The organism is Novosphingobium sp. APW14 (genome assembly GCF_032337075.1).
Taxonomy (GTDB): Bacteria; Pseudomonadota; Alphaproteobacteria; order Sphingomonadales; family Sphingomonadaceae; genus Novosphingobium.
Window position 1 is genome coordinate 297,750 of sequence record NZ_JAVYAB010000002.1, and the last position, 21,889, is coordinate 319,638.

The window sequence follows — 21,889 nt, forward strand, 5'->3', positions numbered from 1 at the left end:
GCACCCGACGATCATGCCGCTTGGCTGGTTTGGCGCCCGCGCAGCAGTTGGCTGGCAATCCGCTGCAAGGGCAGGACGGCCTGGGCCGCGCCCAGTTCGATTGCGGCGCGGGGCATGCCGAAGACGGTGCAGGATGCTTCGTCCTGGGCAATGGTCGGAGCGCCGGCCCGGGCCATTGCCAGCAGGCCGTTCGCGCCATCGGCGCCCATTCCGGTCAGCAGCACGCCCACCGCATTGGCTCCGGCCACCTTGGCGACCGAATGGAACAAGGCGTCAACGCTGGGGCGATGGCCTGAAATCAGTTCGCCCGTGCGAAGCTTGGTATGGAGCTGGTTGGTACCACCCAACAGGAGGTGGCGATCCCCCGGAGCCAGATAAACATGGCCAGTGCGCAGCGGCAGGTCGGGTTCGGCCAGTTGCACGCGGGCCTTGCTGACCTGGTCAAGCGTCTGGGCGATGGCCGGGGCAAAGCGGGCGTGGACATGCTGGACCACCAGCGTCGGGGGACAGTCCGGGCCGAAATTGCGGAGCAGAACCTGCAGCGCCTCCACCCCGCCGGTCGAGGCACCGATCGCGATGACCTTGGCCTTGCTGGCATCGATGGTTGAGCCGACGGCGGGGCTGGCAGCAACCGCCGCGCGTCCGCCAAACCGAACCTGCGCGGCTTCCCGGATCAGGTCGGCCAGTCGGCCGTTGTCATTCAGCGGCAGTCCGCCCGAGCGATCGCATTTGGCGTAGCAATGGACCGCGCCCAATGCGAGCGCGCGGGCGGTGACGTTGTTTCCCGCCTCGGTTGATCCGGACACGACGATTACCGGGGTCGGTCGCAGCTGCATCAGTTTTTCAAGGAAATCGAGGCCGTTCATTCCGGGCATTTCGATGTCGAGTGTCACGACATCGGGATCAAGGCGTTTGATCAGTTCGCGGCCTTCGGCGGCGTTGGCCGCGGTGCCGACCACAGAAATGTCTGGCTCGTTGCTTAGCCGCGACATCAGGATCGCCCGCATGGTCGCGGAATCGTCAACGACGAGGACACGGATCGTCATGGCTTGGTCTTTCGGGCAATTGCGCAGTGGGCCTCTTGGGGGCGAGGCCGGAATAGGCGTGACGTCGCGGTCATTTGCGGCTCCGGATTTTCTGAAACATCCGTGGGCTGTCCTAACCGGCAAACCCCAAGGCGCGTTTGCAATGGCGTTACGGCAGAATCCCTATCTGGTAGTTCTTGCCGCCAGCGGCTCCGGTTCGGCCTGGCCCGCAACGGGGGCAACAGGGCACGCCTTGCCCGATTGCGCATGCTGCATACGTTTTCCCGCCCCTGACCGGGTTGCCGCCGCGCAACAGGCTGACTACGCCAAACTCGCCGTCGGGGACCGAATCCGGTATCCGGCAGCGTGTTTGACGCAATTTCGTGACCCGAGGGGAGGCGCAGAACCATGAACCGCGGATCGGATAGTCTGCTGCTGTTCGGCGCGACCGGGGATCTGGCGCAGCGGATGCTGCTCCCCTCGCTCTGCGCGCTCCATGCCGACAAGCTGGTGGCCGAGGATCTTCGGATCATCGGCACGGCCCGTCAGGACATGGACGATGCCAGCTATCGCAACTTCGCGCGCGAAGCGCTTGAGAAGTTCCTGCCGGCAGAGCGCCGAGGCGGGATGGGTACTTTCCTCAATCGTCTGCACTACCAACCGCTCGATGCGACGGACCAGAGTGGCTACGCGGCCCTGGCCAAGAAGGTCGGGCCGGTTGATGAAGGCCTCGCGATCTTCCTCTCAACCGCACCCGCCCTGTTCGAGCCGACAATTGCCGGGCTGGCGGCCTCGGGACTGGCCAGCGATAAAGCGCGGATCGGTCTTGAAAAGCCGCTGGGCACCGATTTGCAAACCAGTCGCCTGATCAACGATGCGGTCGCCAGCGCTTTCAGCGAAGAGCAGATCTTCCGGATCGACCACTACCTCGGCAAGGAAACGGTCCAGAACCTGCTGGCCCTGCGCTTTGCCAATATCCTGTTCGAGCCGCTGTGGAATGCGGCGCATATCGACCATGTCCAGATCACCGTTGCCGAAACGGTCGGGCTGGAATCGCGGGTCGGTTATTACGATGGCTCGGGCGCGCTGCGCGATATGGTGCAGAACCATATGCTTCAGCTGCTCGCGCTGGTGGCGATGGAGCCACCCAGCAGCTTTGATGCCACCGCCGTGCGCGATGAAAAGGTCAAGGTGCTGCGTTCGCTCCGCCTGGTCGGACCGGATGAGACGGTGACCGGCCAGTACCGCGCCGGTGCGATCGGCGGCGGGGCCGTGCCGGGTTATGATGAAGAGCTGGGCAAGGATTCGGACACCGAGACCTTTGTGGCGATCAAGGCCCACCTTGATAACTGGCGCTGGAAGGGCGTGCCGTTCTATCTGCGCACCGGCAAGCGCCTGCCGACCCGGCGGACCGAGATCGTCGTGCAGTTCCGCAGCGTGCCGCATTCGATCTTTGCCGGAAAGGGCGCGCGCAGCGAACCCAACCGGCTGGTCATCGGCATCCAGCCAGAGGAAAACATCACTCTTTCGCTAATGGCCAAGGTGCCGGGGCTCGACCGCGAGGGGTTGCGTCTGCGCGAAGTGCCGCTGGATATCCGCATGCAGGATGCCTTTGCCGGCACGACCAAGCGGATCGCCTATGAGCGGCTGTTGCTTGATTTGATCGAGGGCGATCAGACCCTGTTCGTCCGCCGCGACGAGGTGGAGGCCCAGTGGGATTGGATCGACGCCATTCGCGCCTCGTGGGGGGAACACGGAGTTACCCCCAAGGCTTACACTGCCGGGACCTGGGGACCGTCTGCGGCAATCGCGCTGACCGAGCGCGACGGAGTTCATTGGCATGACTAACCTGCATCCCGCGATCGAGCGCGTTACCGCGCGGATCATCGAAAAATCGGCCGACAGCCGTCGGCGCTATCTTGAACTGATGGACCGCGAGGCGGAGCGCTTTCCGAACCGCAATGCGCTGTCCTGTTCCAACCTGGCCCACGGCTTTGCCGCAGCGCAGGAGGACAAGGGCGCAATCAAGAGCGGGCGCGGGGCAAACCTGGCGATCGTTACTGCCTATAACGATATGCTTTCGGCGCATCAGCCCTATGGCCGCTATCCGGAAGCGATGAAGCTCTACGCCCGCGAAGTCGGCGCGACCATGCAGGTGGCAGGTGGCGTTCCGGCGATGTGCGATGGCGTGACCCAAGGCCAGGACGGCATGGAACTCTCGCTGTTCAGCCGCGATGTGATCGCACTGTCCACCGCAGTCGCGCTGAGCCACGCGATGTTCGATGGCGTGGCGATCCTGGGCATCTGCGACAAGATCGTGCCCGGCCAGGTGATCGGCGCGCTGCGCTTTGGCTATCTGCCGGCGATCTTCGTGCCCGGCGGGCCGATGCCCACGGGGCTGGCCAACAAGGACAAGCAGAAGATCCGCCAGCTCTATGCCGAGGGCAAGGCGACCCGCGATGACCTGCTGGAAAGCGAAAGCGCCAGCTATCACGCGCCCGGCACCTGCACGTTCTATGGTACGGCCAATTCGAACCAGATGATGATGGAGCTGATGGGGCTGCACGTACCCGCATCGGCCTTTGTTCCGCCCAACACCCCGCTGCGTTCGGCGCTGACCCGCAAGGCCGTGCACCGCTTGGCCGAGATCGGCCGCGAAGGCCAGGACTATCGCCCGATGGCGCGGGTGGTGGATGAAAAGGCGATCGTCAACGCCGCGGTTGGCCTGTTGGCCACGGGCGGTTCGACCAACCATGCGCTCCACCTGCCCGCGATGGCCCGCGCGGCCGGGATCGTGCTCGATTGGCAAGACCTGGATGAACTCTCCGCCGCGGTTCCGCTGATCGCGCGGGTCTATCCCAATGGCGGTGCCGACGTGAACCATTTCCACGCCGCTGGCGGGATCGGCTTTGTCGTGCGCGAACTGCTGGGCGCGGGCCTGATCCATGGCGACGTGCTGACGGTCGCCGAGGGCGGCATGGCAGCCTATGCTTCCGAACCGACGCTGGAAGGCGATGCGCTGGGCTGGAAGCCCGCACCGGAACAGAGCGGCGACGATGCCGTCCTTGCGCCCGTTGCCAATCCTTTCCAGGCCGATGGCGGGATGCGGCTGGTCACCGGCAACCTGGGCCGCGGCACGTTCAAGACATCGGCCGTCGATCCCGAACGCTATACCATCGAAGCCCCCGCCCGCGTGTTTGACAGCCAGGAAGGCGTGCAAGCTGCGTTCAAGGCGGGCGAGCTCGACCGCGACGTTGTCGTCGTCGTCCGCTTCCAGGGACCGCGCGCCAATGGCATGCCCGAACTCCACAAGCTGACCCCGCCGCTGGGTGTCCTGCAGGACAAGGGCTTCCGTGTCGCGCTCGTCACCGATGGCCGGATGAGCGGTGCGTCGGGCAAGGTGCCCGCAGCGATCCATGTCACGCCCGAGGCGCTCGGCGGCGGGCCGCTGGCGCTGGTCCAGGATGGCGATATCATCCGGCTCTGCGGCAATACCGGCAGCCTTGAAATCTTGGCTGACCTTTCGGGCCGCCAGCCGGCCACGCCGCCGGCTGAAGCCACGGGCATGGGGCGCGAGCTGTTCGGCATGTTCCGCCGCTTTGCCGATGGGGCAGAGCGGGGCGGTTCAGCGATGCTGGCAGAAGGCGGGCTTTGATGCAGCTGGTCACGGTTGATATCGGCGGGACCCATGCGCGCTTTGCCTTGGCCACCGTCCGGGATGACGGCGAAATCGAACTGGGCGAGCCGGCCACGCTGCACACCCGCGATCATGCAAGCTTCCAGACTGCATGGGAAGATTTTGCACGCCTGCAGGGCGGCTCGCTGCCCGATGCCGTGGCGATTGCCGTGGCTGGCCCAGTTGGGGGTGAGGTGATCCGCTTCACCAACAACCCCTGGATCATCCGCCCGGCGCTGATCCCGGAAAAGCTGGGCGTGTCGCGCTATACCGTGGTCAACGATTTCGGCGCTGTCGGCCATGCCGTGGCCCGCGCCGGGGATGAGCATTTCGTCCACCTGACCGGGCCGGAAACCAGCCTCCCGGCCAGTGGTACGATTTCGATTGTCGGCCCTGGCACTGGTCTTGGCGTGGCTCACGTCTGGCGCGATGGGGAGGGCGACTACCGGGTCCAGCCAACGGAAGGTGGGCATATCGATTTCGCCCCGCTCGATTCGATTGAGGATGCCATCCTTGCTCGACTTCGCCAGCGCTATCGCCGGGTGTCGGTTGAACGGGTGGTGTCCGGTCCGGGCCTGGTCGATATCCATGAGGCGCTTGCCGGCATGGAGGGACGTGCGATCCAGCCGACCGACGACAAGTCGCTGTGGCAGCTGGGCCTCTCGGGTGAAGACAGCCTCGCCGCCGCCGCGGTTGACCGGTTCTGCCTGTCACTGGGCGCTGTGGCTGGCGATATTGCCCTGGCCCAGGGCGCGGGCGGCGTGGTCATTGCTGGCGGGCTTGGGCTGCGCATTCGCGATACCCTTCTCCGTTCCGGCTTTGCCGAGCGTTTTCGCGCCAAGGGGCGCTTCAGCGAGTTGATGGCAGCCTTGCCGGTCAAACTTATCACCCATCCCCAGCCCGGCCTTTACGGGGCCGCGGCCGCCTATGCAGCGGAACATCTGTCATGAAAGCTATCGAAGAGGTCATGCGTCTAGCCCCGGTCATCCCGGTCCTGGTGATCGAGGACGTGGCCCATGCCGTGCCAGTGGCCGAAGCCCTGGTGCGCGGCGGCCTGCCGGTGCTGGAAGTGACCCTGCGCACTGCCGCCGCGCTCGACGTGATCCGCGCGATGAAGACCGTACCCGGCGCGCTGGTTGGCGCCGGCACGGTGCTGAATGAATATGCGCTCGACGATGCGCTTTCGGCGGGCAGCGAATTTATCGTTTCGCCCGGCCTGACCAAGCCGCTTGCCCGTGCGGCTGAAGCGGCCAAGGTGCCGTTCCTGCCCGGCGTTGCCACGCCGTCGGACATCATGCGCGGGCTCGATTTGGGGCTCGATCGGTTCAAGTTCTTCCCGGCCGAAGCCAACGGCGGCATCCCGGCATTGAAAGCGATTTCCGGGCCGTTCGGATCGGTCCGGTTCTGTCCTACGGGCGGGATCACTGCGGCAACCGCGGCTGACTGGCTCTCGCTTGATTCCGTGTTGTGCTGTGGCGGTTCGTGGCTGGTTGGCAAGGGTGAGCCCGATGTTGCCGCGATCGAAGCAGCGGCCCGATCTGCGGCTGCACTGGCCCGCTAGGCCATGAACCCTATCCCCGCTCGTGCTGAGCTTGTCGAAACACCGCTCTTGTTCTTGGGTCGCGCGCCAGCTGCTCAAAGTAAGAGGAACGGCCCTTTGACAGGCTCAGGGCGAGCGGCGTTGGGGTGAGGGAAGTATCGATGACAAGCCTCGCAGCATTAGACGCTCGCCTGCAAGAGCTGCACGTCCGCACGGCTGAGACGCCGCTGTTCAATCCGGTGTTCCAGCTGGGGCTGGAACTGTCGCGCCAGCTTGAAAGCGGCCAGTTGACACTGGGTGAGCTTGAGGGCCTGGTCGCTGAGCTGGAGTGCCATGGCCTGCAATCGCGCGCAGAGCGGCTGGCGCGCCTGGTGGGGCCGGTCGATCCGGCCGTGAACGATGCCAGCATTGCCCGCCTCATCGAAGATGAGGCAGATTTTGCGGCCTTCGCGGCGCGCTGGGCCAAGCCGCTGGCGCATGTCGTCTTTACCGCGCATCCGACCTTCCTGCTCTCGCCCGCGCAGAGCGAGGCTGTTGCTGCTTCCGCATCTGCTGATACGATTGGCCAGAGCACGACCTGCGTTGCCTCGCCAGCGCGTGCGCCGATCACGCTTGATGGCGAACATGCTCTGGCAATGACCGCGCTGGCCCATGCCCACGGCGCGCGCGACCGCATTACTGGTCTGCTGCTTGCTGCTGCCCGTCGCCGCTGGCCGGATCAATGGCGCCAGCTTGCCCCGGTCCCGCTGCGGCTGGCCAGCTGGGTCGGCTATGACATGGATGGGCGTACCGACATCACCTGGGCCACCTCGCTGCGCTACCGACTGTCGGAAAAGGCCCAGCGTCTGGCGGGTTACGCAGCCGCGCTTGAATCCGCGGCGCCCGACCTTGCAGCCGATCTGGCGCGCGCCTCGGCCTATGCCGCAGGGCAGGCTGCTTCGTTTGCTGCGGATCTTTCCGATCCTGCGGCGCTCTCCGCAGCGGCCAATGCCTTTACTGCCGATCACGCGGACAAGCTTACCAGCTTGGCGTCCGTGATCGCCGAACTGGATGATCGCGCCGCAAAGGCTGATGATGATACCGCCGAGGCGCTGCTGCGGGTCGTGTCCGCGATGCGGGCCGATGGCCTTGGCATGGGCTGGATTCACTTCCGGGTGAACGCCAGCCAGTTGCAGAATGCGATCCGCCGCCGGATTGATCCCGATGGCAAACTGGACCTTGCGAGCCAGGCCGCGCTGGCACGGCTGCGCGAGCTGCTGGGCAGCGTAAAGCCGCTGCGCGCCAACATGGCGGCGCTGGCGATCGAGAACAGCACGGCGGTGCGCCAGTTCCTTCTGATCGCGCAGATCCTGCACCACGTTGATGCCGACACCCCGGTGCGGATGCTGGTGGCTGAGTGCGAAGAGCCGACGACGATCCTGTCTGCGCTTTACTTTGCCGAGCTGTTCGGGGTGGCGGACAAGGTTGACGTTTCACCGCTGTTCGAAACCGAATCCGCGCTGGAGCATGGCGGGCGGTTCCTTGATGCGGTGCTGTCCGAACCCCATTACCAGGCCTATGCCCGGCGGCGCGGGCGTGTTTCGATCCAGACCGGCTTTTCCGATGCCGGGCGCTTTGTCGGGCAGATCCCGGCGGCATTGGCAATTGAGCGCCTGCAAGGCCGCCTGTCCGAGGCGATGGCGGCCAACGGCCTGACCGATGTTGCAGCGCTGATCTTCAACACCCACGGCGAATCCATGGGCCGCGGTGCCCATCCAGGCAGTTTTGCCGACCGGCTGGAATGGCCGCTTTCGCCCTGGGCGCGGCGGCGGTTTGTTCGGGCAGGCATCGCGCTTGAGCCGGAAGTCAGCTTTCAGGGCGGCGATGGCTATCTGTTCTTCGGCACGCCCGAATTGGCCTATGCCACGCTGACCCGCTTTGCCGAACTCGCCCCGGCCAAGGCCGATCCCGCTGCAGCGCCGGACCCGTTTTATCGCCGCACTGACCTTTCGCTCGATTTCTACCGGGCGATTCGCCGTGTGCAGCAGGGCTATCTGGCCAGCGCGACCTATGCCCGCGCAGTCACCGCCTTTGGCCTGGGCTTGCTCAACGAGACCGGCAGCCGCAAGAGCCGCCGCCAATCGGACCTGGCCGCTGATCGGACGATGAGCCTGCGCCAGATCCGCGCGATCCCGCACAATGCCGTGCTTCAGCAGCTGGGCTATCCGGTTAACGTGATCGCTGGCTTCGGCACGGCGGCCGATGGCAATTATGAAGCCATTGCTGCCCTGCTGCGCGACAGCCATCGCGGGCGGCAGCTGGTGCGGCTGGTCCGCGCGGCCAATTCGCTCGCTTCGATCAAGACCGTGGCTGCCTATGGGGAACTGTTCAATTCGGCCTATTGGGCCAGCCGCCCCTATCGCGGGGATGAAGAGGGCATTGCCGATGCCTGTCTTGCCCTGGCTGAATACCTGACCAAGGACGATCGCACCGGGGTCTACCGTCGCTTTGCCTCGCGCCTGCGGGTCGATGCGCTCAAGCTGCACAAGCTGCTGGCGCTGATCCCGGATGAGGCACCGCTGGTGGGGCGTGAGCAGGTGCGGCGCGAGCTGGGCGTGCTGCAGGCGCTGCGGCTGGCCTTGTTCCAGCACATGTTCATTCGCGCCGTCTCGGTCCCGGCGTTCAGCCGAGCCAACGACATCAGCCGCGACGATGTGCTCGAGATGGTCTTCACCCTGCGCATTGACGATGCGCTGGCCCAGCTGCGCCGCGCCTTCCCGGCCAGCGCGCCGGGTGTGGATGATTTTGCCGTCACCGAGCCGAGCGACTATCCGGATGAAGGCGCGGTTGGCTATGGCGCAATCCATCGCGACAATATCGAGCCGCTGGCTGCTGCCCATGCCCTGGTCCTTCGTATCACCACGGCCATTGCCAACCAGTTCGGCGCGCACGGCTAGGGAGCCTTCATGACCCCGACTCAGCTTTCCATCGCCTTCTTCCTGCAAGTGGCGGTGATCCTGGTGACCTGCCGCCTGGTCGGCACGGCCGCGCAGCGCTGGTTCGGCCAGCCGCGCGTGGTGGGCGAGATGATCGCCGGCGTCCTGCTTGGTCCCAGCCTGTTCGGTGCGCTGGCGCCAGAGGTTCAGGCGTTCCTGTTCCCCAAGGAATCGAAGCCGATCCTGTTCGTGATCGCGCAGTTCGGGGTCGGGCTTTACATGTTCCTGGTCGGGCTGGGATTTGATCGGGACGAGTTCTTCAGGGGCGTAAAAGGCGCCGCCTCGGTCTCGCTGGCCGGGATGGCCGCGCCGTTTGGCGTAGCCGTGGCGATTGCGCCCTGGCTGCTTGGCCACGGCGGGCTGTTCACGCCCAAGGTCACCCAGTTCGAGGCGACCCTGTTCATGGGCGCGGCGATTGCAATCACCGCTTTTCCGATGCTGGCGCGGATCATCCATGAGCGCGGCCTGTCCGGCACACCGCTGGGCACCCTGTCGCTCTCTGCCGGGGCCATCGATGATGCCGGGGCCTGGGTGCTGATTGCGCTGGTGCTCGCCAGCTTTGGTGATGGCCCCCAAGTCGCTGTGCTGGCGATTGGCGGCGGGCTGGCTTTTGCCCTGTTCATGGTGCTGCTGGCGCCGCGGCTGCTGCGGGGGCTGAGTGCCCGGGCAGAGCAGGGCGGCCTTGATGAATCGCTGCTGGCGCTGGTGCTCGTGCTGTTCCTGCTATCGGCATGGGCGATGGACGCGGTTGGTATCCACGCGGTGTTCGGGGGCTTCCTGCTCGGCACAGCCATGCCGCGCGGGAAACTGGCCGCGGCAATCCGCGAAAAGCTGGAACCGGTTACCGTGGTCCTGCTGCTGCCGTTCTTCTTTACCTATTCGGGCTTGCACACCGAACTGACATTGCTGGCCGATCCGGCGCTGCTGGCCGTGGCGGCGCTGATCCTGGTACTGTCGATCGCCGCCAAAGGTGGGGCCTGCTACCTTGCCGCGCGGCTTTCGGGGCAAGATCATGCCACGGCATCAGGCATTGGCGCGCTGATGAACGCGCGCGGGCTGATGGAGCTGATCGTGATCAACATCGGCCTGCAGCGCGGGATCATCACCCCGGCGCTGTTCTCGATGCTGGTGGTCATGGCGATTGTCACCACGCTGATGGCATCGCCTTTGTTCGAAGCGCTCTATGGCCGCCGCGCACGGGCCGAAGGACGGCTGTAAAGCGTACTTGCAATCGATTGTTGCGAACTCTGATCGCAAGGCCTAGGCTGCGTTTATACGGGCGCAAAAACGCCGTTCGAGGGGATTGGATCGATGACCGCAGCCACCATGCCCGCCGCTTCCGGGATCCCAGCCGGATCCCGTCCGAAGCTAAGCATCGCGCAGATTCTGCAGATGAACCTGGGATTCCTGGGCCTGCAGTTCAGCTTCGGGCTGCAGCAGGCCAACATGTCGCCGATCTGGGGCTACCTTGGGGCAGAGGAAAAGAACTTTGCCTGGCTTGGGATCGCCGGCCCGCTGACCGGGCTGATCGTGCAGCCGATCATCGGCACGCTGAGTGACCGCACTTCCTCGCGCTGGGGACGGCGCACCCCTTACTTCCTTGCCGGTGCGCTGATGTGTGCGCTTGGCCTCTTTTTCATGCCGCTCTCTGCCTCGGTGCTGATGGCCTTTTCGCTGCTTTTCCTGCTCGACGTAGGCAACAACGTAACGATGGAGCCTTATCGCGCCTATGTGAATGACCGGCTTGAAGCCGATCAGCGCGGCTTTGGCTTCCTGAGCCAGAGCGCGTTCACCGGTCTGGCGCAGTGCCTTGCCTACTTGAGCCCGACCTTGCTGGTTACCTTGTTCGGCCTCAGCCGCGATGCAACTGCAGGCGGCGGGATCCCTGCTTTTACGCTGGTCTCGTTCTGGATCGGCGCTGTCCTCTCGCTGGGAACGATCCTGTGGTCGATCACCCGCGTCCCCGAAATCAAGCTGCCTGAGGCAGAGCGTGCCCGTCTCGCCGCACTGCCCAAGACCCCGTCCGCCACCCTTGGCGAGATCTTCAGCGCGATCCGGGAAATGCCCGCCGCCATGCGCAGGATGGCCTGGATGAGCCTGTTCCAGTGGTATGCGATGTCGGGCTATTGGGGCTATGTCACCAATTCGATCAGCCGTTCGGTCTATGGCACGGCGGATGCCAGCACGGCGGCTTATCGCGAAGCGGTGCTGACCAATGGCCAGGTTGGTGCCTTCTTCAATCTGATTGCCTTCGTTGCGGCCCTGTCGATGGCCCCGCTGGCAAGGCGGCTCGGCGCGGGGCGCTTGCATGCCTTGTGCCTGACGCTCTCGGGCTGTGCCATGCTGGCAATCCCGCTGATTGGTGTGAAGGAACTGCTGTTCGTTGCCGCGATCGGGATCGGCCTGGGCTGGGGCTCGATCATGGGCAATCCCTATATCATCCTGGCCGATACGATCCCGCCCGAGCGGACCGGGGTCTACATGGGCATCTTCAACATGTTCATCTGCGTGCCAATGCTGATCTTTGCGGGCACGATGACCTTCGCCTATGAACCGCTGCTGGGCGGCGATGCGCGCAACGTGCTGCGTGTTTCCGGGGTTTGCATGTTGCTGGCCGCTTTCGCGGTCTGGCGGATCAAGGAAGGGCGAGGGCGCGCAGTTGCCGCATAGCGATACCTGGATAGTCCTGCACGGTCATGCCTCCACCCTGATCCTCGAAGTGGTGCCGGGTGAGGCACCGTTGTGGTGCTATTGGGGGGCAAGACTTCCTGATGGCGTGACGCCTGCTGCCGTGCTGCGCAGTACCCGGCCAACGCCCAGCTTCTCGCCCGATTTCGACCAGCCCTTCAGCCTTGTGCCCGGCCTGGGCCAGGGCTGGTTTGGTGAGCCCGGGCTGCGAGCCCACCGCCAAGGCCGCGATTGGACCTTCCAGGCCACTGACTGTGCGGTTGAGCAAAGCGGCCAGCAAGTTGCCGTGACCCTTACCGATGTCGCAGCGAAAATTGCGGTGACGGCCAGGCTGTCGCTCGATCCGCACAGTGATGTCCTGACCGTTTCCACCACGCTCACCAATCAGGGCCACGCTCCGCTGGATGTGCAGTGGCTCGCCGCTGCCGTCCTGCCGCTGCCCGATCACGCGCGGACGGTCCGCTCGTTCTCCGGCCGCCACAACACCGAATTCGTGGCTGTCGAGGATCAACTCACCCGCAGCCAGTGGCGGCGCGAAAATCGCCGCGGACTGACCTCGCACGATTGCGTGCCGGGGGCTGTCGTCCTGGCCGATGGCTGTGCTTACGGTGCGCAGCTCGCCTGGTCGGGCAACCATTGCCAGTTCATTGACTGGGTCGACGATGGCCGCTGGCAGTGGCAGCTGGGCGAAGCGCTGATGCCGGGCGAAATCTCGCTTGCTCCGGGCGAATGCCTGACCTCGCCCGAAGTGCTCGCCACCTGTGCCGCCGATGCCAACGGCGTGGCGCAGAACTTCCACGCCGCAATCCGCGCGCGCATGGACTGGCCGGGCGCCGCGATGCGCCCCCGCCCGGTCCATCTCAACACCTGGGAAGGCTTCTACTTCGATCACGATGAGGCTGCGCTCAAGGACCTGGCCGATGCCGCGGCGAGGGCCGGGATCGAGCGGTTCGTGCTGGATGACGGCTGGTTCCATCGCCGCAACGATGACACCAGCAGCCTTGGGGACTGGTGGCCGGACGATGTGAAGTATCCGCGCGGCCTGGGTCCGCTGGCGGATTATGTCACCAGCCTTGGCATGGAATTCGGCCTCTGGGTTGAACCGGAGATGATCAACCCGAACAGCGAGCTGTACCGCGCGCACCCGGACTGGGCGTTGCAAGTGGCGGGGCGTCCGCTGATCACGGCGCGCAACCAGTTGGTGCTCGACATGGGGCGGGATGAAGTGCGCGACTATCTTTACGAGCGGCTGGCCGGGCTGCTGAATGAATTGCCGATTGGCTACCTCAAATGGGATCACAACCGTGACCTGACCGCCGCGGGTGAGCGCCCATCGTTCCGCCGGCAGGTGTTGGGTGCCTATGGCCTGTTGGCCCGCTTGCGGCGTGATTTTCCGGCGGTCGAGATCGAGGCCTGCGCCGGCGGCGGCGGGCGGATCGATGCCGGGATCGCTCGCTATACCCACCGCTTCTGGACCAGCGACAATATCGACGCGGTCAGCCGGGTGGCAATCCAGCGCGGCTATCTGCAATTCTTCCCGCCCGAACTGATGGGCAGCCACGTCGGCGCGGCCCCGGCCCATGCCACCGGCCGGATCCAGACGATGCGGTTTCGCAACCATGTGGCCCTGCCGGGGCACTTTGGGGTCGAGCTCGACCTGCGCAAGCTCGGCGAACATGATCTTGAACGGCTGGGCGAAGGGATTGCCCGCTACAAAGCGCTGCGCGACCGGCTGCACCGCGGCCAGGTCTGGCAAGGCGCCGGCGCGGATGGCCTACTGTGGCAAGCGCACGGAACGGCGGAGGCCCTGGTGCTGATGATCACGCGGATCGATCCGCAGACCCAGCGCCATGCCCCGGGGCTGCGCCTGCCGATGCTTGATGCCACGCGGCGTTACCGTATCGGTGAAACCGAATATGCCGGCGCCTGGTTGGTCCAGCATGGCCTTGCCTTGCCGCCGCTGCGCGGTGAAGACGGGCTGGTGCTGGAGGTGACTGCGCTATGACCTTCGACCCGGCCGAGCATCCGCACCGCCGCTTCAACCCCTTGCTGGGCGAATGGTTGCTGGTCTCTCCGCACCGCGCGCGTCGGCCATGGCAGGGGCAGGTTGATGAGCCGGATCTGGCCGAGCGCCCGCATCACGACCCGGATTGCTACCTCTGCCCGGGGAATGCGCGCATCACGGGAGAGCGCAACCCGGCCTATCCCGGCACACATGTCTTCCAGAATGACTTTGCTGCGCTGTTGCCAGACAGTCCGGCCCCGGAAGGGAACGATCTCCTGTTTCGCGCGGCGGGCGCGCAGGGTGAAAGCCGGGTCATCTGCTTTTCGCCCGATCACGCGCTGACCCTGCCCGAGCTGCCGGTGGCGGCGATCCGCGGCGTGGTCGATTGCTGGGCCGATCAGGTGGCCGAGCTGGCGGCGCGCTATGCCCATGTCCAGGTGTTCGAGAACAAGGGTGCGATGATGGGCTGCTCCAACCCGCATCCGCACGGCCAAGTCTGGGCGACCAGCTATGTCCCTCAGGAACTGGCGGCCGAGGCACGGACGCAGGCCGAATGGGCGGGCGCAGCGCCCATGCTGCTGGAACTGGCAGAGCGCGAGGCCGATGGTCCGCGAGTGGTGGTGCAGACGGCGCACTGGCTGGGGATCGTACCGTTCTGGGCGGCCTGGCCGTTTGAAGTGCTGCTTCTGCCGCGGTTCGCCGTTCGCCGTCTGCCTGAACTGACCGCTGCACAGCGCGATGATCTGGCTGCGGCGATCAAGGACGTGACCACGCGCTATGACAACCTGTTCCAGTGCAGCTTCCCCTATTCTATGGGCTGGCACGGCGCGCCGGGGCAGGGGGGCGAACATCCGCGCTGGCAACTGCACGCGCATTTCTATCCGCCGCTGCTGCGCTCGGCCTCGGTGCGCAAGTTCATGGTCGGCTATGAACTGCTGGCCGAGGCGCAGCGTGACCTGACGCCGGAACAGGCAGCCGAACGGCTGCGTGCGGCAGGCAATATCCATTACCGGCAAGGTCGATGATTGATGCGTTGACTGCCCTGTTCCGCCAGAGCTTTGGCGCCGCACCCGAACTGGCGGCGCGCGCGCCGGGCCGGGTCAATTTGATCGGTGAGCATACCGACTATAACGATGGCTTCGTGCTGCCCTGCGCGATCTCGCGTCAGACTATGGTAGCCGCGCGGCGGCGCGATGACCGGCAGGTGCGGATCGTCGCGGGTGATCTTGGCGGCGCCACAACGGCTTTCTCGCTGGCCCACCCGATCGAGCCGAGCGGTGATGCGCCATGGAGCAATTATGTGCGCGGTGTTGCCGACGGGCTGATCGATGCGGGACTGGACCTGTCTGGTGCTGACCTGGCGATCATCGGCGACATGCCGCAGGGCGCGGGTCTGTCCTCTTCCGCCGCGCTCGAAAATGCGGCCGGCCTGGCGCTGGCGGCACTGGCCGGGGAATGGGGCTTTGATCGGACCCGGCTCGCGCTGATCGGCCAGCGCGCCGAGCACCGTTTTGCGGGTTGCCAGTGCGGGATCATGGACCAGTTGGTCAGCGCCCGCGCGGTCGCAGGCGCAGCGCTATTGATCGATTGCCGCAGCATGAAATGCACGGCGGTGCCGCTGCCTGATGGGCTGGCAGTAATGATTGTCCATTCTGGGATTGAGCGCGGACTGGTTGATGGTGAATACAATCTGCGCCGCCAGCAGTGTGAAGCGGCGGCCCGCCATTTCGGTGTAGCGGCGCTGCGCGATCTGTCTGTCCTTCCCGAGCCCGGCGGGCTCGATCCGGTCGCCTATGCCCGTGCTCGCCACGTTGTGGGAGAGAATGCCCGGACGGTAGCAGCGGCGGAAGCCCTGCGGGCAGGCGATCTGGCGCGGCTAGGAGAACTGATGGCGCAAAGCCACGCGGCAATGCGCGACGATTTCGCGATCACCCTTCCGCCAATCGACGATTTGGTCGCGCTGTTGCAGGATACGATCGGCAGCCACGGCGGCGCGCGGATGACGGGTGGCGGCTTTGGCGGGGCGGTGGTGGCCTTGCTTCCGGCCGAAGAAGTTGAGCGCGCCCGCGCTGCCGTGCTGGCGGGCTATCGCACCCCGGCAGGTCGCGCGCCGCTGATCATGGTCGAAGCTCCGGCGGCAGGTGCCAACCTAATCTAGCGGGAAGTGCAGTTAACAGAAAACTGCCTGTTTTTGACTTTGCAATCGATTACAATTTGGGATAGCTCCGATCGCTGTGGGAGGCGGGGTTGCCTGCCGGGGACAATTTTCTGGGGTATCTGGTGCCAGACACAACCATCATCACGCACGTTACCTCTGCCTGGACCCGGGAAGCGGTTGCCGCGATTGCCGGGCAATCGCTGCCGCCGATCCCGCTGATTACTTCTGCCGACGTCAAGGATGCGCTTCCCGGCTTTCAGCTGTGGGACTGTTGGCCGTTCGAAACGCCGCAGGGGGCGACGGTGGCGCTCAATGGCTGGACGCCGTGGGTCATCATGTGCGCCCCGCGCGATGTCCATCCTGACCTGCGCCACGATATCGCCCGCCTGCGCCTGATGTTGGAGCGCGATGGCGAATGGCGCGATTGCGGGTACCTTCTGCCGGAAGAACTGAATCCGGGCTCGCGCGAATGGGCCGGCTCGACGGTTTATGATCCGGCCAGCGGACAGGTGACGCTGTTCTATACTGCCACCGGCCGGCGCGGCGACACGGGCCGCAGTTTTGAGCAGCGCCTGTTTCATACCAGCGGGAGGCTTGAGCAGTCGGACGGGGCGATCCGCGTTGTCGGCTGGAGCGAGCCAGTGGAAAGCGTGGCCGCGGATGGCAAGCACTACGTCATCGTCAACCAGACAGTCGGGGCGCCGGGCTTCATCAAGGGCTTCCGCGATCCGTTCCACTTTCGTGATCCGGCAGATGGTGCGGATTATCTGCTGTTCACAGCTTCGGATGCCGCTTCAGACGAGGCTTTCAACGGCGTGATTGGCATTGCCCGGGCTAACGCTGCCGGCTTTGATGGCTGGTCGCTATTGCCGCCGCTGGTCAGCGCGAACGGCGTCAACAACGAGATGGAGCGACCGGTGTTGCGGGTTCAGGACGGACGCTATTATCTGTTCTGGTCAACCCAGCGCCGCACGTTCGATCCCTCGGGTCCCTCGGGTCCGAATGGCCTTTATGGCATGGTGGCTGAGCGTGTGACTGGGCCCTGGACCCCGCTAAACGGAACGGGCCTCGTCGCTCCCAACCCCAATGACGAGCCTGTGCAGACCTATAGCTGGTGGGTGATGGATAACCTTGAGGTTGCCGGGTTCATCGACAATTGGGGGTTAAAGGGGCGCAGCGTTACCGATCAGCCGGAACTGGTAGTTAGCACCTTTGGTGGTGTCCCGGCCCCGCGCTTCCGGATTGCGCTAGACGGCGAAACGGCGCAGATCGTTTCGCGATGAGCGCACCGCTTTATGGATTGGTTGAAGCAGGCGGCACGAAGTTTGTGCTGGGCGTGGCACGAGGTCCTGACGAGATCATTGCAACTACCCGCATTCCGACCATCACCCCGGCCGAAACGATCCCCGCGATGTGCGACTGGCTGGCTGGCCACGGGGCACTGGCCGCAGTCGGTGTGGCAACTTTTGGCCCGGTTGAGGTTGATCGGTCTTCACCGCAATGGGGGCATGTTCTTGGTACCCCAAAGGCTGGCTGGCCCAATACCGATCTGGTTGGACCGCTGGTTGAGCGGCTCGGCTGTCCTGTGGGTCTGGACACCGACGTCACCGCTGCTGCCCTTGCCGAATACCGCTGGGGGGCGGGGCAGGGGCAGCCTTCGGTGCTCTATTTCACCATTGGTACTGGGGTAGGCGGCGGGGTCGTGATCGGTGGAAGGCCTCTGGCAGGAGTTTCGCACCCGGAAATGGGGCATTTCCATCTGCCGCTCCACCCGGCCGATGCCGAATTCACTGGGGTCTGTCCGTTCCATGGTACCTGCCTTGAAGGCCTGGCGAGCGGGCCAGCAGTAAAGGCGCGCTATGGCATTTCTCTGTCAGAGCTACCGTCGGATCATATTGGTCATGAAGTCGTGGCCTGGTATCTCGCGCATGCTGTTATGACAGCGCAGGCCATGTTTGAGCCTGGCCGGATCGTCCTTGGCGGGGGTGTCATGGGCACCCCGGGGCTGATTGAGCGCGTTCGCGGCGAGGCGGAGCGCATCGGCAAGGGCTACTTCCGCGGCAAGGCTTCCGAAACTGTGGTTCTGCCTGGACTTGGCGAGCGCTCCGGCCTGCTCGGCGCGCTGGCCTTGGCCCAAGCTGCAATCAGGTAGAAAGCCGGGTCACCAATTCAGGCATCATCACCACCGAGCCGGTATCCTCGCCAGCGATCCGTCGCAGAAGCAAGTCGACGAGATTGCGCGCACCGGTGGTCAGGTCCTGCTTCACGGTCGAGAGCCGCGGCACGGTATGTTCGCCCAGCGCCAGGCCATCGTAACCGATAACTTTGACCTCGCCTGGAACAGCCATGCCAAGCTCTGACAAGGCGCGCAGGGTGCTCATGGCGATGACATCGGAAGCTGCGACGATCCCGTCTGGCCGAATTTCGGCCTGTTCGAGATAGGCGGTGATCCCGCTATCATTGGCGCCAGCCGCCAAGTGAGCGGGAAAGATGGTCAAGGCATCGCCGATCCCCGCCCGGGCCAAAGCGTTGCGGCAGCCTTCCAGGCGTTGAGCGATTTCCAGCGGAGTGGGATCACCAAAGAAGGCAATTCGCTTGCAGCCCCGCTCGATCAAGTGGCTCGTGGCGATATCGCCGCCGGCAATATTGTCGGAGCCGACCGAACAATGCACCTGCCCGCGAGAGTGACCGCCCCAGACCACAAGCGGACGATAGCGAGCCGCAGCGCGATCCAGCACAGCCGATTGGTCTGATTGGCCGATCACGATGATCCCGTCGACCCGGCCGGAATCTGCATAGCTTTCTAGCCAGTCATCGTCAGTGGGGATTACGCGGCTGAGCACCAGATCATAGCCGCGCTCGGTCAATGCGTCGGCCAGCAGGCCAAGCATGGTGATGAAGAACGGGTCTGAAATGTGCTGCCCCGTCTCATGTCCAAGCGGGATCAGTACGCCGATCGCACCTGTGCGCTGGATCCGCAAATTGCGCGCCATGATGTTCGGGCGAAATTCATGCTCGCGGGCGAGTGCTTGAATTCGCTCTCGCGTTTTCTGGCTGATTAGGCCGGCCCCTGAAAGGGCACGCGAAACGGTACCTGGCGAAACTCCGGCGATCTTGGCGAGGTCAGCGATGTTCCTGATGCGCGGCCGGTCGGTCATGGGCCCCATCTTCCTGCAAACGGCCGCAAAGGCAATCGTGAATCTAAGCAGATTTCTGGTTACCTGTTATTAGCACTTGCAATTGCAATCGATTGCGATAGGGTTGCAATCGATTGTCGGCACAGGGGGATTCCTTGTGCGCGGCATATGGGCCCCGCAAAGGGGTGTTCGAGGGGAGGATACCCATGAAAAAGTCGCAGTTGCGTTGCGTTGTTTCGGCCATGGCGATTGTTGCCGGTGCCAGCTTCGCCGCCCCCGTCATGGCGCAGGATGCCAAGACGGAAGAGGCGAGCGGGCTTGATGAAATTGTTGTTACGGCTTCGGGGCGCGACAAGGCGCAGATCGATAGCGCAATCTCGGTCACTTCGGTAAGCGCTGACCTGATCCAGGACTTCAAGCCGAGTTCGGAAGCAGAATTGTTCCGTATGCTGCCGGGGATCCAGGTGGCCGGTACTTCTGGCCCGGGCGGTAACTCGAACATCGCGGTTCGCGGCCTGCCGGTTGCGACGGGCGGTGCGCCGTTCGTTCAGTTGCAGGAAGATGGCTTGCCGACCGTGCTGTTCGGCGACATGCAGTTCGGCAATAACGACTACTGGACCCGCTTCGATGCGACCACCCAGAAGGTTGAAGCGGTGCGTGGTGGTACCGCCGCGACCTTCGCCTCGCAGGCTCCGGGTGCTGTCATCAACTACATCAGCCACACCGGCAAGGAAGAGGGTGGCTACATCCAGCTCAACAAGGGCCTCGGGTACAACGAAACCAAGGTCGATTTCCGCTATGGCGGTCCGATCACTGACACGCTCTATTTCCACCTTGGCGGTTTCTACAAGGTTGGCCGCGGCCCGCTGAAGGCCGGCTTCAATGTCTCGGACTCGGTCCAGATCAAGGGCAACGTCACCAAGGAATTTGCAGACGGCAAGGGCTACATCCGCTTCCTGTTCAAGTATGCCGATACCCAGGAGCCGAACTACACTGGCGCTCCGGCGCTCGGCACCGTGGCTGGCGGCAAGGTATCGAACCTCAAGCCTTTCCCGGGCTTCGATGGTCGTGACCAGTCGAACTACTCGACCCTCAACTCGTCGTTCCTGATTTACAACCGTGAAGGCGATCTCGAGCGCGTTGCGATGTCGGGCATCACCACCAACTCCAAGTCGATCCAGAACCAGTTCCATTACGAATTCTCGGATTCGGTGACCGTCGATAACAACATGCGTTGGACCGACATGAGCGGTGCCTTCACCTCACCGTTCCTTGGCGTTGGCCGTACCTCGGCGGTGATTGGCTCGACTGTTAACGGTGGTGTTGTCGCCCAGCTTCGCTATGCAAGCGGCCCGAAGGCTGGTCAGGTCTATACCGGCACCTATGTTGACACCAATACCAACGTTCAGACGCGGATCCGCGACGTTGGCAGCTTCGCTAACGACTTGGCTCTGACCGGTAAGTTTGAAGGCGGCTTTGCCATGATCACGGCCCGCGCCGGCTGGTTCTACATGAACCAGAACATCGACATGGATTGGCACACCAACAAGTCCTACCGCGAAGTCAGCGGCAACAACCCCGCGCAGCTTGACCTGTACACTGCTGCCGGTGCCCGCCTGACCGCCGAAGGCATTGCCGGGTTCAACAACAACTGGGGCAACTGCTGCGCCCGTGATTACGAACTGTCGTACACCGACAACGCGCCTTACGTCGGGCTCGATCTCGATAACGACAACTTCGCGATCGATGGCTCGGTTCGCTTCGAAATGATGCGTGCCTCGGGTTGGACGGTTGCCGGTAGCGCGACCGAGTTCAACACCCCGGTCACCTTCAACGGCATCACCACCCAGATCCCGACGATCACCGCCAACGGTGCCCGCGAAGTACTGGACTATGGCCGCAACTACACCACCTGGACTGCCGGTGCGCTGTGGAAGGTCAATCCGGACACCTCGCTGTTTATCCGTGCCTCGCGCGGCGGCCGCTTCAACTCGGACCGTCAGACGGTTTCGGGCAAGTTCACTGCCTCGGGCCAGCTCAACCAGAGCGGTCTGGTTCCGTCGGTTGACTTCGTGAAGCAGTACGAACTGGGTCTGAAGAACCGCGGCGAACTGGGTGGCGGTCGCTACACCGCCGAACTGACCCTGCTTAAGGGCAGCTTCAGCCGCAGCGACTATGAGCCGACCGTGACGGCTCAGTGCCCGGCCGGTGGCTGCATCATCGACACCAAGTACAAGTCGTCGGGTGCAGAACTGTTCGTGACCTACCAGAACGGCGGGTTCAACCTCGTCGGTACGGCCACCTACACCAAGGCCAAGCGCGCTGCTGCGGCTTCGACCGTTTACAACCGCGCCGATGGTATCCCGGATCTGTCGTACACGGTCTCGGCCAACTATGACGTCAATGACATGGCCACGATCGGCCTCTCGACCACCGGCCAAACCGCCGCGATCGATGGTGCTGGTCTGGAGTACCCGGGCAAGGCCGTGTTCAACGGCGTGCTGCGGGTCCGTCCGGTCCAGAACCTCGAACTGGGTCTGCAGGTCTACAACCTGTTCGACACCTTCGACTTCCGCGGCAACGGCGGCATCTCCGACAGCACGGCCAATCCGGCGGTGCTGGGCGGTGCCCCGGCGCTGGGCCGCACCTTCACCGCGTCGGTGCGCTACAGCTTCTAAGGTTGTT

General features: G+C 64.3%; 15 protein-coding genes. 13 read left to right on the forward strand and 2 right to left on the reverse strand.

Features of this window, described 5'->3' with window-relative positions; all coding sequences use genetic code 11:
* Positions 1-11: 11 nt before the first annotated feature.
* Positions 12-1,046, reverse strand: a complete 1,035-nt coding sequence (locus tag RQP55_RS04110; RefSeq protein WP_315608913.1) for a chemotaxis response regulator protein-glutamate methylesterase — start codon at positions 1,044-1,046, stop codon at positions 12-14.
* 387 nt (positions 1,047-1,433) lie between these two features.
* On the opposite strand from RQP55_RS04110, the gene zwf reads away from it, so the two are divergent.
* The 12 genes from zwf to RQP55_RS04170 all read left to right on the forward strand — a co-directional run bounded on the left by zwf (position 1,434) and on the right by RQP55_RS04170 (position 18,219).
* The gene (gene zwf / locus RQP55_RS04115) at positions 1,434-2,873 is read left to right on the forward strand and encodes a glucose-6-phosphate dehydrogenase (protein ID WP_315608914.1); all 1,440 of its coding nucleotides are present in this window, start codon (positions 1,434-1,436) and stop codon (positions 2,871-2,873) included.
* Positions 2,866-4,680 (forward strand): phosphogluconate dehydratase, encoded by a 1,815-nt coding sequence (gene edd, locus RQP55_RS04120; RefSeq protein WP_315608915.1) that lies wholly within the window; start codon positions 2,866-2,868, stop codon positions 4,678-4,680. The genes zwf and edd overlap by 8 nt, the downstream gene beginning before the upstream one ends.
* Positions 4,680-5,651 carry a glucokinase gene (gene glk, locus RQP55_RS04125; protein ID WP_315608916.1) on the forward strand — a complete coding sequence of 324 codons (972 nt, stop codon included), beginning with the start codon at positions 4,680-4,682 and terminating at the stop codon, positions 5,649-5,651. The genes edd and glk overlap by 1 nt, the downstream gene beginning before the upstream one ends.
* Positions 5,648-6,262, forward strand: a complete 615-nt coding sequence (gene eda / locus RQP55_RS04130) for a bifunctional 4-hydroxy-2-oxoglutarate aldolase/2-dehydro-3-deoxy-phosphogluconate aldolase (RefSeq protein ID WP_315608917.1) — start codon at positions 5,648-5,650, stop codon at positions 6,260-6,262. Before glk ends, eda begins: the two co-directional genes overlap by 4 nt.
* Before the next feature lie 140 nt (positions 6,263-6,402).
* A complete protein-coding gene (locus tag RQP55_RS04135) occupies positions 6,403-9,177 on the forward strand; it encodes a phosphoenolpyruvate carboxylase (protein ID WP_315608918.1) in 2,775 nt (924 codons plus the stop codon).
* A 9-nt stretch (positions 9,178-9,186) separates the two neighbouring features.
* A complete protein-coding gene (locus tag RQP55_RS04140) occupies positions 9,187-10,434 on the forward strand; it encodes a cation:proton antiporter (RefSeq protein ID WP_315608919.1) in 1,248 nt (415 codons plus the stop codon).
* Between the two features lie 93 nt (positions 10,435-10,527).
* Entirely contained in the window at positions 10,528-11,886 is a 1,359-nt protein-coding gene (locus tag RQP55_RS04145; protein ID WP_315608920.1) for an MFS transporter, read from the forward strand.
* On the forward strand, positions 11,876-13,909 hold the full coding sequence (locus RQP55_RS04150) for an alpha-galactosidase (RefSeq protein WP_315608921.1): 2,034 nt from the start codon (positions 11,876-11,878) through the stop codon (positions 13,907-13,909). Before RQP55_RS04145 ends, RQP55_RS04150 begins: the two co-directional genes overlap by 11 nt.
* Complete coding sequence (locus tag RQP55_RS04155; RefSeq protein WP_315608922.1) at positions 13,906-14,934, forward strand: UDP-glucose--hexose-1-phosphate uridylyltransferase; 1,029 nt, start codon at positions 13,906-13,908, stop codon at positions 14,932-14,934. The genes RQP55_RS04150 and RQP55_RS04155 overlap by 4 nt, the downstream gene beginning before the upstream one ends.
* Positions 14,931-16,067, forward strand: a complete 1,137-nt coding sequence (galK, locus tag RQP55_RS04160; protein ID WP_315608923.1) for a galactokinase — start codon at positions 14,931-14,933, stop codon at positions 16,065-16,067. The genes RQP55_RS04155 and galK overlap by 4 nt, the downstream gene beginning before the upstream one ends.
* 122 nt (positions 16,068-16,189) lie before the next feature.
* Complete coding sequence (locus RQP55_RS04165) at positions 16,190-17,350, forward strand: glycoside hydrolase family 68 protein (RefSeq protein WP_315608924.1); 1,161 nt, start codon at positions 16,190-16,192, stop codon at positions 17,348-17,350.
* Positions 17,347-18,219, forward strand: a complete 873-nt coding sequence (locus RQP55_RS04170) for an ROK family protein (protein WP_315608925.1) — start codon at positions 17,347-17,349, stop codon at positions 18,217-18,219. The genes RQP55_RS04165 and RQP55_RS04170 overlap by 4 nt, the downstream gene beginning before the upstream one ends.
* Here the strand turns inward: RQP55_RS04170 and RQP55_RS04175 are convergent.
* Positions 18,212-19,225: a LacI family DNA-binding transcriptional regulator gene (locus tag RQP55_RS04175; RefSeq protein WP_315608926.1), complete on the reverse strand. Its 1,014-nt coding sequence runs from the start codon at positions 19,223-19,225 to the stop codon at positions 18,212-18,214. The genes RQP55_RS04170 and RQP55_RS04175 overlap by 8 nt on opposite strands.
* Positions 19,226-19,410: 185 nt before the next feature.
* On the opposite strand from RQP55_RS04175, the gene RQP55_RS04180 reads away from it, so the two are divergent.
* On the forward strand, positions 19,411-21,882 hold the full coding sequence (locus tag RQP55_RS04180) for a TonB-dependent receptor (RefSeq protein WP_315608927.1): 2,472 nt from the start codon (positions 19,411-19,413) through the stop codon (positions 21,880-21,882).
* The last annotated feature ends 7 nt before the right edge of the window (positions 21,883-21,889 follow it).

What these genes read in the sequence shown, in the direction of transcription:
- RQP55_RS04110 (WP_315608913.1), bottom strand. Translation starts at nt 1,046, where the DNA reads ATGACGATCCGTGTCCTCGTCGTTGACGATTCCGCGACCATGCGGGCG.
- zwf (WP_315608914.1), top strand. Translation starts at nt 1,434, where the DNA reads ATGAACCGCGGATCGGATAGTCTGCTGCTGTTCGGCGCGACCGGGGAT.
- edd (WP_315608915.1), top strand. Translation starts at nt 2,866, where the DNA reads ATGACTAACCTGCATCCCGCGATCGAGCGCGTTACCGCGCGGATCATC.
- glk (WP_315608916.1), top strand. Translation starts at nt 4,680, where the DNA reads ATGCAGCTGGTCACGGTTGATATCGGCGGGACCCATGCGCGCTTTGCC.
- eda (WP_315608917.1), top strand. Translation starts at nt 5,648, where the DNA reads ATGAAAGCTATCGAAGAGGTCATGCGTCTAGCCCCGGTCATCCCGGTC.
- RQP55_RS04135 (WP_315608918.1), top strand. Translation starts at nt 6,403, where the DNA reads ATGACAAGCCTCGCAGCATTAGACGCTCGCCTGCAAGAGCTGCACGTC.
- RQP55_RS04140 (WP_315608919.1), top strand. Translation starts at nt 9,187, where the DNA reads ATGACCCCGACTCAGCTTTCCATCGCCTTCTTCCTGCAAGTGGCGGTG.
- RQP55_RS04145 (WP_315608920.1), top strand. Translation starts at nt 10,528, where the DNA reads ATGACCGCAGCCACCATGCCCGCCGCTTCCGGGATCCCAGCCGGATCC.
- RQP55_RS04155 (WP_315608922.1), top strand. Translation starts at nt 13,906, where the DNA reads ATGACCTTCGACCCGGCCGAGCATCCGCACCGCCGCTTCAACCCCTTG.
- galK (WP_315608923.1), top strand. Translation starts at nt 14,931, where the DNA reads ATGATTGATGCGTTGACTGCCCTGTTCCGCCAGAGCTTTGGCGCCGCA.
- RQP55_RS04170 (WP_315608925.1), top strand. Translation starts at nt 17,347, where the DNA reads ATGAGCGCACCGCTTTATGGATTGGTTGAAGCAGGCGGCACGAAGTTT.
- RQP55_RS04175 (WP_315608926.1), bottom strand. Translation starts at nt 19,225, where the DNA reads ATGACCGACCGGCCGCGCATCAGGAACATCGCTGACCTCGCCAAGATC.
- RQP55_RS04180 (WP_315608927.1), top strand. Translation starts at nt 19,411, where the DNA reads ATGAAAAAGTCGCAGTTGCGTTGCGTTGTTTCGGCCATGGCGATTGTT.